The organism is Paraburkholderia sp. JPY465, assembly GCF_050436725.1.
In the GTDB taxonomy this organism is placed as follows: domain Bacteria; phylum Pseudomonadota; class Gammaproteobacteria; order Burkholderiales; family Burkholderiaceae; genus Paraburkholderia; species Paraburkholderia youngii.
Map to the genome: position 1 here is coordinate 478861 of NZ_JBNDMT010000007.1, position 15301 is coordinate 494161.

13 protein-coding genes and 3 pseudogenes are annotated in these 15301 nt (G+C 59.0%); 8 read left to right on the forward strand and 8 right to left on the reverse strand.

Translation table 11 applies throughout. The features are described 5' to 3' along the window. Positions 1-155: 155 nt before the first annotated feature. Positions 156-962, forward strand: coding sequence for a GH12 family glycosyl hydrolase domain-containing protein (locus QFZ94_RS42860; protein ID WP_429464068.1), 807 nt, complete (start codon positions 156-158; stop codon positions 960-962). A gap of 197 nt (positions 963-1159) precedes the next feature. After that, a complete protein-coding gene (locus QFZ94_RS42865) occupies positions 1160-1276 on the forward strand; it encodes an IS3 family transposase (protein ID WP_429464325.1) in 117 nt (38 codons plus the stop codon). A gap of 205 nt (positions 1277-1481) precedes the next feature. Here QFZ94_RS42865 and QFZ94_RS42870 read toward each other — a convergent pair. Together QFZ94_RS42870 and QFZ94_RS42875 are read right to left on the reverse strand one after the other, a co-directional pair. Beyond that, positions 1482-1697, reverse strand: a pseudogene (locus tag QFZ94_RS42870) (IS3 family transposase); the annotation flags it as partial. A gap of 12 nt (positions 1698-1709) precedes the next feature. Then, entirely contained in the window at positions 1710-2759 is a 1050-nt protein-coding gene (locus tag QFZ94_RS42875; RefSeq protein ID WP_368587999.1) for an IS110 family transposase, read from the reverse strand. 365 nt (positions 2760-3124) lie between these two features. On the opposite strand from QFZ94_RS42875, the gene QFZ94_RS42880 reads away from it, so the two are divergent. Continuing rightward, positions 3125-4477: an IS30 family transposase gene (locus QFZ94_RS42880; RefSeq protein ID WP_429464301.1), complete on the forward strand. Its 1353-nt coding sequence runs from the start codon at positions 3125-3127 to the stop codon at positions 4475-4477. A gap of 31 nt (positions 4478-4508) precedes the next feature. Here QFZ94_RS42880 and QFZ94_RS42885 read toward each other — a convergent pair. After that, positions 4509-5392: pseudogene (locus QFZ94_RS42885) on the reverse strand (IS3 family transposase); the annotation flags it as partial. Positions 5393-5419: 27 nt separating this feature from the next. Then, positions 5420-5920: a hypothetical protein gene (locus QFZ94_RS42890; protein ID WP_429464070.1), complete on the reverse strand. Its 501-nt coding sequence runs from the start codon at positions 5918-5920 to the stop codon at positions 5420-5422. Positions 5921-6487: 567 nt separating this feature from the next. Here QFZ94_RS42890 and QFZ94_RS42895 point away from each other — a divergent pair. Together QFZ94_RS42895 and QFZ94_RS42900 are read left to right on the forward strand one after the other, a co-directional pair. Then, positions 6488-7084 (forward strand): hypothetical protein, encoded by a 597-nt coding sequence (locus tag QFZ94_RS42895; RefSeq protein ID WP_429464072.1) that lies wholly within the window; start codon positions 6488-6490, stop codon positions 7082-7084. Further along, a complete protein-coding gene (locus tag QFZ94_RS42900; protein ID WP_429464073.1) occupies positions 7081-8046 on the forward strand; it encodes a M64 family metallopeptidase in 966 nt (321 codons plus the stop codon). The genes QFZ94_RS42895 and QFZ94_RS42900 overlap by 4 nt, the downstream gene beginning before the upstream one ends. Before the next feature lie 538 nt (positions 8047-8584). Here the strand turns inward: QFZ94_RS42900 and QFZ94_RS42905 are convergent. Further along, positions 8585-8788: pseudogene (locus tag QFZ94_RS42905) on the reverse strand (transposase domain-containing protein); the annotation flags it as partial. An 810-nt stretch (positions 8789-9598) separates the two neighbouring features. Here QFZ94_RS42905 and QFZ94_RS42910 point away from each other — a divergent pair. Together QFZ94_RS42910 and queE are read left to right on the forward strand one after the other, a co-directional pair. After that, positions 9599-10021 (forward strand): 6-pyruvoyl trahydropterin synthase family protein, encoded by a 423-nt coding sequence (locus QFZ94_RS42910; protein WP_410852667.1) that lies wholly within the window; start codon positions 9599-9601, stop codon positions 10019-10021. Between the two features lie 47 nt (positions 10022-10068). Then, positions 10069-10704, forward strand: coding sequence for a 7-carboxy-7-deazaguanine synthase QueE (gene queE / locus QFZ94_RS42915; protein WP_410852666.1), 636 nt, complete (start codon positions 10069-10071; stop codon positions 10702-10704). Positions 10705-11081: 377 nt separating this feature from the next. Here queE and istB read toward each other — a convergent pair whose 3' ends face one another. Together istB and istA are read right to left on the reverse strand one after the other, a co-directional pair. Next, positions 11082-11849: an IS21-like element helper ATPase IstB gene (gene istB / locus QFZ94_RS42920; RefSeq protein ID WP_429455436.1), complete on the reverse strand. Its 768-nt coding sequence runs from the start codon at positions 11847-11849 to the stop codon at positions 11082-11084. Between the two features lie 2 nt (positions 11850-11851). After that, the gene (istA, locus tag QFZ94_RS42925) at positions 11852-13429 is read right to left on the reverse strand and encodes an IS21 family transposase (RefSeq protein ID WP_429455387.1); all 1578 of its coding nucleotides are present in this window, start codon (positions 13427-13429) and stop codon (positions 11852-11854) included. A 791-nt stretch (positions 13430-14220) separates the two neighbouring features. Between istA and QFZ94_RS42930 the strand changes: the two genes are divergently transcribed. Continuing rightward, positions 14221-14514, forward strand: a complete 294-nt coding sequence (locus tag QFZ94_RS42930) for a hypothetical protein (RefSeq protein WP_410852665.1) — start codon at positions 14221-14223, stop codon at positions 14512-14514. 229 nt (positions 14515-14743) lie between these two features. On the opposite strand, the gene phaP is transcribed toward QFZ94_RS42930, so the two are convergent. Continuing rightward, entirely contained in the window at positions 14744-15277 is a 534-nt protein-coding gene (gene phaP, locus QFZ94_RS42935; protein ID WP_410852664.1) for a TIGR01841 family phasin, read from the reverse strand. Between the last annotated feature and the right edge of the window lie 24 nt (positions 15278-15301).

Sequence of the window (15301 nt, forward strand, 5' to 3'; positions counted from 1 at the left end):
AGATACCTGACATGAGCGCCCACTGGCGAGAGCCCCCCAGTCTAAGAGTACGTCGCCCCACACACGGTTTCTCTCTCGATCGGAAGGTTGCCCAAGCCGCTGACCTTCACCGATGCCGACCAACCCCTACTACCTGACAGGAGATCAGAAAGACCATGCCCCGAATCTTGATCCGCGCGACCCGTGCCGCCATTGCCACCGCCGCGCTGATGCTTTGGACTGCCAGTGCGCAGGCCCAGCCGTGGTCTGCTACTTCCCCCGAAACGTCATCCTGCTCTGCGGAAAATCTCTTCGCTTCTCGGATCTACGGTAGGTACACGATCAACAACGACGTGTGGTCACCCTGCAGTAATGTCACCGCGGGTCCCCAGACAATATGGGCTAACAGCAAGCTCGGAGAAGACAGCGAGGTCGACTGGAGCGTTACTTCAGATCAACCCAACACCAGTGGCATCAAGTCCTATCCGCACATCGGATACAAAGTCAACAAGACCATCGGCTCACTGAACTCGCTTTCCGCAATCGTCTCGGCTACTACGCCATCTGGTGGCGCCTGGGAGTCAACGTTTGATATCTGGGCCGGACGTGAGGCGCAGCATGAAATCATGATATGGCTGAACTACACCGGAACTGCGGAAGGTTGCGGCAATGTCAAGCCCATCTCCTACAACTGGACGCAAGCCGGATGCGCAATTCCACTTTATCGAAACGTATCGCTGTCCAACGGAAGTTGGAACGTGTACGTGGGCACCAACCGCCGCAACATCGTCTACACGTTCGTCCGCACGACGAAGACTGACAACGCCGCGATCGATGTGCTGGCATTTATGAAATATCTGCGCTCGCTCAACTATTTTGATGATGATCTTGAAATCGGTGACCTGCAGTACGGGTTCGAAATCACCTCTTCGCGCGGAAACCTGAGCTTTGCGTCCAAGAAGTTCACGGTCACTGCCGAGTGATCCCTTTCATCGCGTTGGGCAGGGAGCCGTCCAGGATGCCTGTCCAGACTACAAATCTCGACCCTTCTTCAGGCGAAGAAGCGGGCGGCGCAAGAGATAAAACGCAAATAGTGCTGCAACTGCGACAGCATCACCGGCTACCCGCGCTGCTCAAGGCGGCGGAGCTGGCGCGCAGTACGTTCTGCTATCAGTCGAAATTGCTTGACGGTGGCGAACGGAACAAGGACCGCTATGGCTACCGGCGCATCGCGGAAGCGATCCGGGTGGCAGGCCAGAGGGTGACACGCAAGACGGTGCGACGTCTGATGGTGTAGCTGAAGCTGAAGTCGCCGGTGCGCGTGAAGAAATACCGCTCATGGCGCGCCGAAGCCGGGTGTATTGCGCCGAACCTGTTTAATCGCGAACTTAGTGCGCCGCGAGCCAGTTCAAACAGAGGGCGCGTGTTCATCTGATAGGCCAGAATCTCGCCATTGTACAGATTGAGCTTCCCTCGGTTTTTCGCCTTCCAGAGGTCCGGGGTTATGCAGCCGTATCCTTTGTCCGCTGAGCCGCAAGCCAGTCTTGCATGAACTGAGTTGGCGACGTGAAGCCGAGCGATGAATGACGACGACTGCGGTTATAAAACACTTCGATGTATTCGAACAAGTCCGCAACGGCGTCGCGATGCGTGCGATACCGCGTGCCGTGTACCCGCTCGTTCTTCAAGCTGTTGAAGAAGCTTTCCGTCGGCGCGTTGACGCTCCTATGTCAAGAAGCGCGGGCCGAATCGGCCAAGTCGGCCAGAATGAGCGGGTACAACTCCCTGACGATATAGCGCTTCAGGCAGCGGTGAATTTCCTTGTTCGACATGCCTTCCTTGGTTCGTCGCTCGACGTACGCCCGGGTTCTCGGATCACTGCGCATGCGCACCATGGCGATGGTCCACAGGGCGTTGTTTGCAGCACGGTCGCCTCCGCGGTTCAGGCGATGCCGGACCGTTTTGCCAGAGGATGCTTGCAATGGGCTCGTGCCACAAAGCGCGGCGAGTGCAGCATCGCTTTTCAAGCGTTCCGGATTGTCGCCTGCAACGGCAACAAGCACAGCCGCCGTTTGAGGCCCAACGCCGAATCGTTCTCGAAGCCGTCTGGCATGCTTGAGGGTCAGGCGTTCGAGCATCGCGTCGAGCGTCTTGAGCTCTTCCGCGAGCGCGAGGTAGCGCTTTGCCAGCAAGCGCAACGTGGTTGCCAGAGTCTGCAACATAGGCGTATCACCCAACGAGCGCAGCCGTGCGCAGCTAGCAACGCATTCGGCAGTCTTTGTCTTCAGAAGACGCTCGCGGATGTCCTGCGGCGCGCTCACCAGCAAGGCCCGCAACTGATTGATCGCCTGCGTCTTGGCCTTGACGGCGCTACGACGAGCAACGGAAACAGTTCGCATCGCTTCGGCCGCTCCAGATTGCTCTTTGGGAATCGCCGTTGCTTTTTCGGCGAGGACCGCTCGCGCAGCGTTTTCCGCATCGGTCGGATCGGACTTTCCGCGCGATCGACGCGCAGCCCGATCAGGACGATTGACCTCCAGCACTTCGATCTCGTGATCGCGCAACACACGGGCAAGGCCTGCGCCATAGGTGCCGGTTCCTTCAACGCCAGCGCGGCGCAGATGACCAAGAGAATTTGCCCAGGTCAGCAGCTTGAGATATCCCGCCGTTTCGGCAGTCACCGACAGGGTTCCGAGGAGCTTCCCCGTTTCGCTGATTACTGCACCGACATGCGTATCGAGATGCGTGTCGACGCCAAGAATGACTTCGTGTTGTTCCATGCGTGTTTCCGTCGAAGTGGGCGCATCGCCAACCCCATTCGCTGGACAGGACACTCACGGTGCAGGACAAAGCTCCTATCAGGTCACAAACGCTGGGCCCGGCAACGCTCGGGGAACGACGGAGCCCGATCGACAGGTCAACGCCAAGGCAGCTCGGCCAATCCCAGCACGGGTCAGATCGGTCCGACGTTCGAGGCGTATTTTGGACTGAGTGTCCCAGCAATTGCCTTTGCGACTCATCGAGCAGCGCATCCCGTACGAGGCCAGCTTGCGCTGGAAGTCGTGGCTGGCGTATTGGGCGGATTCAACCGGTCGTCGCAACACCTTTGATCGAGGAGATGTTTATGGGACGACCAGCGGGTTGGATGCATAAGTTGACAGGGCGAGGAGCGATGCGCTCGCCCGGTGCGCCGTCGCATCGGCGCGAGATCGAGCGGCGATTCTGGGAGCAAATCGCAACAGGCATTACAAGCGAGAAGGCTGCAGAGGCGGTTGGCGTGTCGCAGGCAGTAGGCACTCGCTGGTTCCGACATAATGGCGGCATGCCACTTTCCATGTTGAGCCCGATATCCGGGAGGTACCTGTCGTTCGCGGAGCGAGAAGAGATTGGACTACTTTCGCATCAAGGCGTCGGGGTGCGCGAGATTGCTCGCCGTATTGGACGCAACCCATCAACGGTCTCCCGGGAACTGACACGTAACGCTGCAACGCGTGGCGGGCAGCTTGAGTATCGGGCTTCGGTTGCGCAGTGGAAGGCGGAGCTGGTTGCCAAAAGACCCAAACCTTCGAAACTGGTGACTAACTCGCGGCTGCGCCACTACGTGCAAGACCGTCTGGAGGGCAAGGTTCGCGACGCTGATGGTCGTGAGATTTCTGGGCCACGGCAAGCACCATTCAAAGGGAGAAACAAACCGCATCGCGGTGATCGCAAACGGGTCAATGGCTGGTCGCCCGAACAGATTTCCAATCGGCTGCAGATCGACTTCCCGGATGACGAATCCATGCGCATCTCTCACGAAGCCATTTACCAGGCTCTTTATATCCAGGGCCGAGGTGCTCTCAAGCGCGAGCTGGTCAACTGCTTGCGCACTGGGCGGGCGTTGCGCGTGCCGAGGGCCCGGGCACAGGCCAAGGCCTGGGCGCACGTTAGCGAGGAGGTGATGATCTCCAGCCGGCCTGCTGAAGCGCAAGATCGTGCTGTGCCAGGGCATTGGGAAGGTGACCTGATCATCGGCCTAAACCGGTCCGCGATCGGAACGCTGGTTGAGCGGTCAAGCCGGTTCACCATGCTCGTCCATCTGCCTCGCGAGGAGGGCTACGGGCTGATTCCCAGAACGAAGAATGGTCCTGCGCTGGCTGGCTACGGAGCTGTCACGATGGCCAATGCGCTCAAGAAGACCGTGACTGACCTGCCCGCCCAGTTGTGGCGGTCATTGACCTGGGATCGTGGCAAAGAACTATCCGATCACGCCCGTTTCACGGTCGAGTCCGGGGTACAGGTATTCTTCGCCGACCCGCACAGTCCATGGCAGCGCGGCACGAACGAGAACACGAACGGTCTCTTGCGACAATACTTCCCAAAGGGTACAGACCTGTCCCGGTGGAGCGCTCGAGAAATCCAGGCCGTTGCCAATGCACTGAATACCAGACCCCGGAAAACACTTGGTTGGAAGACACCTGCCGAAGCACTGGACGAATACCTGAGGTCTGCTCAATAATCGAGTGTTGCGACGACCGGTTGAATCCGCCTTGACTGCCTCTATCCGAATGATGCAGGACGCCGGGCGCGGGCCGGCGGCGGAACCACGCCATCGTCAATGCGTCGGTCACGAGGTCCGCCGTCATGCGCGGCTTGACGGACCAACCTACGACCTCCCGGTTGAACAGGTCCAGCGTGACCGCCAGATACAGCCAGCCTTCGTCGGTCCAGATGTACGTGATGTCCGAGGTGAACACCTGATTGGGCTCGGCCCGCGTGAACTGTCGGTTCAACACGTTTGCCGCAACCGGCAGCTTGTGTCGAGAATCGGTTGTCACCCGATAACGGCGCTTGTGGCGGGCTCGGATACCGTTGGCGCTCATCAGCCGCTCCACACGTGCTTTGCTGGCCGGAAAGCCGCGAGAGCGCACCTCGTCGGTCATGCGCGGCGAACCGTAGGCGCCTCTGACTTTGGCATGAATCGTTCGAATCAACGTGAGCAACTGGACATCGGTCAGCCGCTGTCGCTCAGGCGTGCCGCCGCGCTTCCACGCGCGATAGCCATTGACGCTTACTCCAAGGACCTCGCACAGCGCCGACAGCGGATAGTGCCGGCATTGCGTGTCAATCCAGGCGAACTTCACAGGAGGTCCTTCGCGAAGAACGCCGCCGCTTTTTTTGCGATTTCCAGCTCCATCTGCAAGCGCTTGTTCTCCGCCCGCAGACGCGAAAGCTCCGTCTGTTCCGCCGTGACGACCTTCGCCCCCGGGCCGTTCAGCTTGCCGGCTTCCGACGCTTTGAGCCAGTTGCGCAGCGTCTGTATCGACATACCCAATTCGCCGGCCACGGCGCTCACGCCTTGCCCGTCCTTGACTCGTTGCACTGCAGCTTCCTTGAACTCCGCCGTGTACACCTGGTGCGGTACCTTAAACATTTCTTCTTTCCTTCCTTTCGGTCGAGTTTATATCCGACCTGCTGGAAGGCGAAATTTCAGGGGAAGCTCATTCATCCATATGCCACCAAGCCGGTTTGCAGGCTTACCGGCAGTCACTCGCAGTACGCCAATGCCGACGCTACCTTTGGACGCATCATCGTAATCCAACGGCACCTTTACCGTAGTACAACTAGCCCTAGTCGATAGCGGACCCAGCAGGTCTTTGTTCACAATTTGAAAATTGTCAGATCCGCAGGTATGCCAAGTTATTGACTGGACGTAGTATGGCGTTAGTTCATCATCCACGCTGGAACCAACTGACGCGTGAGTCGGGTCGGTGACTGAACCGCCGTCCGAGCCACCGCAACCATTCAGCGCGACCGCAATCAAAAGAGCCCCTAAAACGCGAATCTTTTTTAATGTTTTTGTCATCATGTCTATGTTCAACAAATTGTCTATGTTCAACAAATTGTCTATGTTCAACAAATGTATCGATTCTTCATCGTCCGGCCAGCTAGAATGGTGCATTATGGTGCGGCTGTCATTTATGAATTTGAATCAGATTGACATTGATCAGAAATCAATACTCGCAGCAATAAAAAACGCCGATACTCGCAAAGGCTCCATCAACCTTCCTTATGCAGACTTAAACAATATCGAGTGATATCGCGCGTCCGAATGGCGTTATCATCTCCTTGGCAGCAGAGGGATGCGCAGACGAGCTGGATCGTTCTCATGTTGGCCCTTTTGGCGACATGCTCGAAAGGTCACACACTCTATTGCAATTGAGCTGAACAACGACCTTGCGATTGCTGTTCCGGCACCGGCGACCAGTCAGCTATTTTCCGTTGGAATAATCAATGTAAAGGATGCGGACACGCGTTACTGAGGGTAGTTGTGGCCATAGCGGCGGCTTAGTTTTGCTGGCCGCAATGAGCCCGACGAGGCTTCGCTGTCGACATCCCCGTTATGCAACAAGATGCGAGAACCAAATGATGCTACCGCTGCCAGCGGCAGTCATCGGTGAGCAGTACATGCGGCCAAGCTACGTGTTGGGAATATTGCAGCGATGGACGTTTGAGGACGTCGGCCTTGGTGTACAGTCGACCCGCCGGCGCAAGCGAGCAGCAGCAGATTGAGGTCGCCGGGCACAACCGCAACGTCCGCGCTGGTCGATCAGCTCGATGCATTCTCGAAAATTGTGGCACCACTGCCGGATTGCGATGTTCGCCGATGCCAAGTCCACCGTACCGCCGCACCCTGCGCCTGATCTTTGCCTACGACGGCGACGCGCTATCGCTCGCCTCAAAGCATCTGGTCGAAATGACCCTGCCACCCTCGCATGAGCTGTGCAGCTCCGAAGGCAAGGCGGGGTTCTGGTTCGAATTGCGCGACGCCCACGGCCGGCCGTTATACCGACGGATCCAGCATGATCCAATGCCGCGGTATCGCGAAGCGCATGCGCCCGGCGCGACCCCAACGCACGTTACAGCTCTGCGGCGCGGCGTTTTCGAAATTCTTGTACCGGCCTATTGGGAAGCGGCGACACTGGTTCTGTTGGCGACAGAGCACCCGCCGGTCGCACCATTCGGCACGATCCGCGCCGAACGAGCGCGCGGCGGTGGCCCGCGGGTTGGCACGGGTGCGGCGCGCGAAATCGCCCGATTCAGTTTGGATGACATCCTGAAATGACTACCGCAGATGGCGCCGTCATCGGCGTCAGCAAGATCATCGACCACGGTCCTGATGTATCGCGTTGGAATCTTGTGATCCTTGGCGACGGCTACCAGAGGGCCGAACTGGCGACCTATGCGACCCACGCGTGGAACTTCGCAAACGCTGTCGCCGGTACCGCGCCGTTCAACGAGATGTGGTCGGCCGTCAACGTACACCGCGTCGAGGTTTTCTCGACCGACAGCGGCGCTGACGACCCCGCGGGCTTGTGCAACGGTACCGGCGCGACGGCGCGCACCTATTTCGACGCGACGTTTTGCGAAGGTGGGCAAATACGGCGGCTGCTCAGCGTCGACGCCGCTACAGCGTTGAACGTCGCGCGCACGCAGGTGCCACAGACGAACATGACGGTAGTGATCGTCAACAGCACCATCTACGGCGGTTCCGGCGGGCCGGTCGCGGTGTTTTCGAAAGCAGACGGCGCAGAGCAAATTGGTATCCACGAAATGGGGCACACGGCATTCGGCCTCGCCGACGAATATTCGACGTACGCCGGTTGTTCAAGCGGTGAAACTGGCCACGACACCTATACGGGAACCGAGCCGGCACAACCCAACATAACCGCCAACACCGACCGCGCGACGATCAAATGGGGCGCACTGATCGCTGCGGCCACTGCGCTACCGACCACCGTCAACGCTAATTGTACGCAATGCGATACCCAAGCATCGCCTGCCCCGGCCGCTACGGTTGGTGCATTCACAGGCGCAGGGTATTTCCATTGCGGATTGTATCGTCCACAATACAACTGCCAAATGCGTACGCTCGGGAAACCGTTCTGCGCGGTCTGCCTAGAAGTCATCAGGAACACGCTTAAGCCATTCCTGCCGCTGCCGCCTGTCACGAGCCACTTCACCCCAACTTCTGGCAACCCCGGTGGCGCGAACGTTGATGCAACCACAGCGGATTCATCGGCCTGACTGCGGTCCGCGCGCGGCGTCGGTAGGTAGCGAACGTCGTTATCGAGTCCGGCCCACGGATCAGCACGCTTAGCCCTTCGGGCGCAGGCAGCAAAGCGGGCGCGATTGCGGCCTAGTTCAGCTACATCATAGCGAGACTGCCGTCGATCATGAACGTCAGCCCCAACACCGGTTGGAGCGCGGCCGGCAATGCTGACCATCAGAGGAATCGGCGTCACTCATGCGAGTGACGCCAGCTTTGGCAGCAATCCCACGCTATGGCCTCGACTCGGTCGCGCAGGCAACCTCGACAGGCCCCGGACGGTCGATAAGCATCGGCGCTACAATTACTACGCCATCGGGCACGTCAGGGGCCAATAGAGCGGCATCTTCGCCTATTGTTGATCGAGCTAAAATTCACCCAGTCTGGACCGCCACTTCGCCAGCAATGGTTACGTGCATAAGGCGCTGATCGTCCGTCGATCCGATGCGATCAGGGAATCACCAGGTCGGATGCGAGCATTCGTAAGCGGCTAGCCAAGCCGCCTTGACGGATTAACTAGTGGCTGGTCGCGGTCGGTCGCCAGCGATGCGGTAGTAATGCCGCGATATCGCTGGCCTTGTGGGTCGGCAGTCACGTGAGGACATCTTTCAGATAGGCGTGCGGCTCGTGCCCATTGAGTTGTGGTGAGCGCAACAGGCCCATGATGGCGGCAGCGCGTTGGCCTGCTCGCAGCGAGCCGGCGAACAACCAGTTACGCCGATAGCAAGTTCGCGATCATTCTGCCCATATCGGGCAAGAAGTTGAAGTCCATTACCGTTGACATCCCCTGTATGGGCGTCGCGTCAAGGTACGAGACGTCGAAGAGCGGAGCGGCGGTCGCGTGGTGCACGTTGAGGCCAGCCTAGGCGTAGTGAGGGTCGTGTCGGCGTGGATGCTGGATGCGCATCTCAGCCTGACGCACGTTCTTCATGTCGAATGGAACCGGCACGAATGCCGGCGCCCGGAGTCCCATTTGCCGGAAGTAATACAGCGTCGGACGCGCAGGTTGACATTCATCAAGGCGTATGTGATTGCGCCTGCCACAATAGAAAAAAGCGTAGGCCAATTGCAACCAGAAAATTCCATGTGGACCATGAAGTACTATATAAGACCTTAGCTTGTTGCGTTTTCGCGTTTGTGCACGACTGGCACCGCGTAGCGCTTCCCAGCGCGCGCAAACACAATGAGGTTCTCTTGTCGGCTTCGACCATATACCGAACATGCCGCCATGGACGGCATCATTGGCCACCGGCTGGTAGACCTGACGTTCGAGCGCCGCTGATGACTTGTTACATCTGCCCGCGACGAACGAAGGCTTGGTGCCCTATCCCTTCGCGCTACTGACTGGTGTACCTAAGCCGAAAATGCACAACACGCTGCCTGCCTAGGAAGCAGCTCATCTGCGCTTCCGCACCTACACGACGCACGTCTACGACCGGCTAATGTCAGACCATCATTGCGATGCGTGGCTCCTCGCGATCGCGACGCCGCATCGGAAGACTTTCTGCCCATTGCACGAGGACAAGGGTTATGACAATGCTACACGCCGAGCGTTACCACGACATCTCATGCGGTCACCGCCTAGTGGGACATGAAGGCAAGTGCAAGAACCTGCATGGGCACAACTACCGCGTTCATTTTGATTGCGAAGCTTCCTCACTCGACGATCTCGGGCGCGTCATCGACTTCGGGGCGATCAAGACACTGCTTTGCAATTGGCTCGAGGATCACTGGGATCACCGCATGTTGCTGTGGATCGAAGATCCGTTCTATGTCGGCTTGCGCGACCTCGATCCGTCGGTGGTCGGCGTGCCCTTCAATCCGACCGCTGAAAACGTGGCGCAGTGGCTGGTAACCGAGCTCGGCCCTGATATCTTGCAGGGAACCAGCGTCCGGTTGGTCGAAGTGCGAATCGAGGAGACGCGCAAATGCACTGTGACGTACCGGCGCTAACTGTGCCGCCCGTTGACATCTATCCCGTCAACGAGATTTTTGAATCGTTGCAGGGCGAAGCCAGCTTCACCGGCACACCGTCGGTGTTCATCCGCCTGCAGGGGTGTCCAGTCGGTTGTCCGTGGTGCGACAGCAAGCATACGTGGGAAATGGTCCCGGAGCGCGCGATCAGCGTGGGCGCGATGCGTCTGAAAGAAGCGTCACCGTGCGACAGCTATGCGTGGTACGGCGTACAGACGTTAGCCGATATAGTGCGGGCGTCAGATGCTGAGCACGTGGTCATCACGGGCGGCGAACCGTGCATCTACGATCTGCGCCCGCTGATCACGAAGCTCGAAGCGTGGCATCACCGGGTCCAGGTCGAAACCTCCGGCACTTACATACCGCTCGTGACGCCAAGCACTTTCGTCACCGTCAGCCCCAAGTACGCCATGCCCGGTGGCCGCACGGTGCTAGATGAAGCACTGTGGCGAGCCAACGAGCTCAAATGCGCGATCGGCAAGCAGCGCGACGTTGGCATGGTGCTCGAGAAACTTGACCCGCTCCACCAAGCGCGAGACATACCGATCTGGTTGCAGCCGCTGAGCCTGTCGTCTCGCGCCACGGATATCTGCATTCGGGCCGCGCAACGCTACGGCTGGCGCGTATCGTTGCAGATGCATAAACTCATCAACATCCGATAGCATCTCCATCTTGGTCTGGCAACGCGAGGTGAAGGTCCTCCCAGTTGATCAAGAAAAATATAGGGCGTCATCAGTTGCGTAGAGCTAGCCGGAACCTCGTCGGGGCATTCCGCCATGTCCGGGCATCGCGAACGCGCCCGTGTGGAATGGCATGAGTCATGGCGGAACTTTGAGCTGAAGTGCGCTTACACCGTACCGCGTCGAGGTAGGTGTCGACGTGCATCGGCAAGGCGTCGAGCAGGCCGCCCAAAAGTGCGCGTGCGAACGGTTCGCGCGCTGTCGGGCCACTGCATGCCTTACTCGCGCGGCGGCCCCGATGGGCAGTTCAAACTCCTCCACTTGTGGGCGGCTAAATTCCCCCAGGCAGGACGAGCGGATTATGCGTCGGATTCCTCAGTGACGGCAAGCCTGGCAGCAGCTTCCCGGAGTCGATAGCTCTTGCCTTCAAACTCGAGGAGTTTGGAGCGATGCAGCAGACGATCAAGGATCGTCGAGGCCATGGTGCTGTCGCGAAGGTAGCGCCCCCAGTCCTGGACGACACGGTTGGACGTGACGAGGATGCTGCGACGTTGCTTGTAGCGTTGATGGACCAGTGTCTGCAGCAATTCGGCCGCGGCATCGGGAATGCGTTTGGCGAGGAACAGATCGTCAAGCACGAGGAGTTCGGGCTCGACCAGGGCCTTGAGCAGCCGGTCCTGATCGGCACGTGTTTCCACGGCATAGCCGGCGAACACGGTGTCGGACTCGACGTATCGCACCTTCATTCCCTGCAGGGTGGCGTTGTAGGCGATAGCCTTGGCGATATGACTTTTGCCGGTGCCGGGTTTGCCGATCAGCAGCGCGTTGTCGCTGTCGGCGACGAACTTCAGCGTGTGTAGCTCGAAGCAGGCCTGCCGGGGGACTTTCGTGTTGAAGGACCAGTCGAAGTCGCTCAGGGTTTTGCGCTCGTCCAGGCCGGACTGCTGGAAGCGTCGTTCGAGAAGCCGGGACTGTCGTCGATCGAGCTCGTCCTGCAGAATCATGGAGAAGGTTTCAAGGAATGGCTGCTGGCTGGCCTGGGCTTGCAGCACCCGGGTTTCCAGTGTCGCGCTGATGCCGGACAGGCGCAGTTCGCGCAGGGCGCGGTCGATTTCGGCAAGGCTCATGCTCAAGAGAGATCTCCGTTGGGTGATGGCATGGCGGCGCTATGCTTGGCGCCGAGGGTGAACAGGTCGGCGTAGTCGTCGCCGTCCCGGATGAGGTGATGTTCCTGAGTCAAGGGCAGTTCGCCCTGGACGGGCGCGTCCAGTTCGGCCAGCGCCTGCTCCAGCAGACGCTCGGTCAGCGCCTTGACCTGTTTGTAGCTGGGCATGCCTTCTCTCATTGCGATCTCGCAGGCCGATTCGATCAGGCGGCGGGGATAGCGCCGGACCAGGCCGACGATGCCCCAGAGCTTGCGCTGACCGACTCGCCCTTCGGTGTCGAACAGATGCTGGCACAGGCGTTCGGCCGATGGCCCGATCGTCCTGGCCTGCGCGAGGATGCGGCGCGTTTCCCGGGAGGGATTGAACGGTCGCTCGTCGTGCGGCAGGATCACTGTTCCCGGCCTGTCGGCCAGAATGTGGGTGCGCAGCAATGTCTGTGTCTGGAGGTTGCGGATTTCCAGGTGACGGGCAAATTTACGCACCAGCACCTTGCTGCCAATGGGAGCCGGTTGGGCAGCGTAACTGCTGTGGTCGACCCGTACGCACGTGTCGTCGCAGACCGTGTAGACCTTGTCGGTGAAGTATTCGAAGTTGCGCGCCGGCAAGGCACGCAGATGGGGGCGCTCTTCCTCGAACATCGCCTGAACCTGGCGACGGGTACTGCCGTGGATCCTTCTGGCCGCCCAGTTCGATTCCCATTGATCAAGGAAGGCGTTTTGCTCCTCGATCGACTCGAACCGGCGCCCCTTCAGGGCCGTGCCTTGGGTATGCTGGATAGCGTTCTCGACGGTGCCCTTGCGATTCGGATCTCGTACGCGGGCTGGGTCCGCCACCACGCCGTAGTGAGCGAGCATGGCTGCATACACCGGATTGAGCTCCGGCTCGTACAGGTCCGGTTTGATCACGCCTTCCTTCAGATTGTCGAGGACGACGTATTGCGTTACACCACCCAGCTGGCGCCAGGCCTGCTCGTGCAACTCGGCCCAGACCTGTTTGCTGGACTTCCACACAACGCGGCGGAAGCTGCGTCGCGAGTACCGAAGCGTCATGACGAACAACCGCGGCTTGCGGTAACGGTTTGTGCCCGGCACCCTGGTCAGGGCCCCCTCGCCATAATCAACCTGGGCTTCTTCGCCAGGCTGGAAATCCAGCCGGTCAAACTGGGCCGGTTCATGCTGGCGCAATGTCCGCACCAACCGCTTGACGCTGTCGTATCCGGCAGCAAAGCCAAACCGGTCCACCAGATCCTGGTAGATGGCCATGGCGTTGCGCCGCAGCCGCAACTGGGCCTCTATGAACTCCCGGTGTGACTCGCAGGCCGATATCTGGTTGCTCTTTGCCGGTGGGCAGGGTGGAGGAATTTGCAGCCCGGAGCCGGTGGGCACCGTGGGGGAATTTGCCTGCGCCGCCGCGAATTGCTCCTGGTACTTGCGGATCGTCTTACGGTCGACTCCCGTAATCCGGGCAATCTCCCGCTGACGTTTGCCCGCGGCGATGAGCGTGGCGATGGTTGTTTGCAGATGCGGCTTCAAGACATTCACTCCAACAACCCCTCTTTTTCTTCATTCGAGGGGTGTAAGGTAACGTCCTGCCAGACCGCGCCAGCGTCATGCTCCGCGTGTCTCTAGGTGGGGGATTTTAGGTGCCCACAGGTGGGGGAATTTGCCCGCCCATCGGGGGCGGGCAGCATGCGGTGATATGACAAGCGCAAAGGCCAGCGACAAGCTCGCTTCCGCGATCATGTTCAGCCGAGCAACGGCAAGCGATTCTGAACGCGTCAGCCGGCGCAGAAGACTATGGATGATGTTCGTGCGGCACTCCGCCAATAAGTTCAGATCACCGGTCGCTACACTCGCGCCCGCTTTAAGGACGTCCAAGGCGCTAGCAATTCGCGAAGCGGTACGAAAACCAGCGTCTGGCTGGTTGAGCTTGTGCCTTACGAGGGTTGGACATCATGCTCGACGTTTGGAACTAGCGTTGCATTGCCACCCCTTGAACAGCGGCGCGCGGGATCTTGCGTAACGCTCTCGGGGGCGGCCGCGTTCTGCGCAGTCTGGCGCCGCCGCATTGGCCGACGGCTCGCACCGTCCCAGCAGACTCCAGCAGGAAACAACCCGATTAGGCCAGATTTAAGCACCTTGAGCTTGAACAGGCGTCCCCAAGCTGCTTCACAGTGCGGCATTGTCTCGAGGCGCCAACGGTATCTCGCCCCTGATTGACACATGTTAAGCGCGCTTTTGACGGATACGGCTATACTAAATGCACCGTTCGTGGCAAACGTTCGCTCAAGACCCATAGGCGTCGGCCGCGTCTTCACATTTAAGAATCCGCCATGACAGTACAACCCATTACATCGCTCAATCTGTGCGCTGCAACTCTCACGCTCGCCCTGCAAATGCAGGCGAGCTACCACGAAACCCTGAAACGAAATTGCGATCTGAGGTTACAGCGTATTAGGCGCGACATTGCAGCAGTGCAAGCCATTTGCGATGTTGCTGTGGCTGCGCGTGACTGCACCGAACTAGCAGCGTCATATCTGATCATGTCACGCGACTATGTAGCAACCACCAGGGATCTTTGGCAGCAAGGGCTGTGGAGTCTGGCCCCCGACACCAAAAAGACCTGACTCGTCGGCGCGGACCATTCACGTCAGGGCGCTCTGTCGAGTGGCCGTGCATATAAGCGTTTGCCGAACTTGACGCAGTAGATGTTCTGGCAAATGGCGCCGACATAACTCCGCACTGGATCCACACGAAGATGGCACGCGAGAATTAGGACAAGGAGGACAAGGTACTACGCGCACGAATCTCGACTCCTCGTCAATATAACCAAGCGTTCTTGCGGACGCAATCCCGTTAATTGCTAGTTTTATTTGTAGCTACAGGTTTGGTGCTCTTCGACGCCTCCGCGCCGACCTCAAGGTTACTTTTTGCGACTTCAACTTCTTGCCGACCAGCACTCCGTAGGCTTTCGCATAGAGAATCGGCAGCCGAAATCGCGGAATTCAAAGCGCTCGTGACTGGAACATTCTTGGCGACGTCCTCCACCATCGTCTGCACCTGACGGCGGCAGGCGCTACCTTGCACCTGCACAATTCGTGCGAACTCGGCCTGTGTTACCAACACGATGTCGACCGCCTGACGGCTATACGTCAGCACCCTCTCGGTCATCCGCTCAGCGAAGTTGTCTTGAAGCGCGAGCCAGTCCCGGTGCTCCTTCGACGATAGCGACTTTTGCACCAGTTCGAACATATCGACAAGCGTCGTGCAGGTCCATTGATTGTTCAATGCAGCCAGTTTCCCGACGCTCTCCACTGTCTTGTCGCCGAGATCAAAGAGGTAACCTACCGTTACGTTTTGGATTGCGGCAATCTGTTCCCGGTTCAGCATGATGAAGCTCCAGTGTGCGCGATC

What these genes read in the sequence shown, in the direction of transcription:
- QFZ94_RS42860 (WP_429464068.1), top strand. Translation starts at nt 156, where the DNA reads ATGCCCCGAATCTTGATCCGCGCGACCCGTGCCGCCATTGCCACCGCC.
- QFZ94_RS42875 (WP_368587999.1), bottom strand. Translation starts at nt 2,759, where the DNA reads ATGGAACAACACGAAGTCATTCTTGGCGTCGACACGCATCTCGATACG.
- QFZ94_RS42880 (WP_429464301.1), top strand. Translation starts at nt 3,125, where the DNA reads ATGCATAAGTTGACAGGGCGAGGAGCGATGCGCTCGCCCGGTGCGCCG.
- QFZ94_RS42890 (WP_429464070.1), bottom strand. Translation starts at nt 5,920, where the DNA reads ATGCACCATTCTAGCTGGCCGGACGATGAAGAATCGATACATTTGTTG.
- QFZ94_RS42900 (WP_429464073.1), top strand. Translation starts at nt 7,081, where the DNA reads ATGACTACCGCAGATGGCGCCGTCATCGGCGTCAGCAAGATCATCGAC.
- QFZ94_RS42910 (WP_410852667.1), top strand. Translation starts at nt 9,599, where the DNA reads ATGACAATGCTACACGCCGAGCGTTACCACGACATCTCATGCGGTCAC.
- istB (WP_429455436.1), bottom strand. Translation starts at nt 11,849, where the DNA reads ATGAGCCTTGCCGAAATCGACCGCGCCCTGCGCGAACTGCGCCTGTCC.
- QFZ94_RS42930 (WP_410852665.1), top strand. Translation starts at nt 14,221, where the DNA reads ATGACAGTACAACCCATTACATCGCTCAATCTGTGCGCTGCAACTCTC.
- phaP (WP_410852664.1), bottom strand. Translation starts at nt 15,277, where the DNA reads ATGCTGAACCGGGAACAGATTGCCGCAATCCAAAACGTAACGGTAGGT.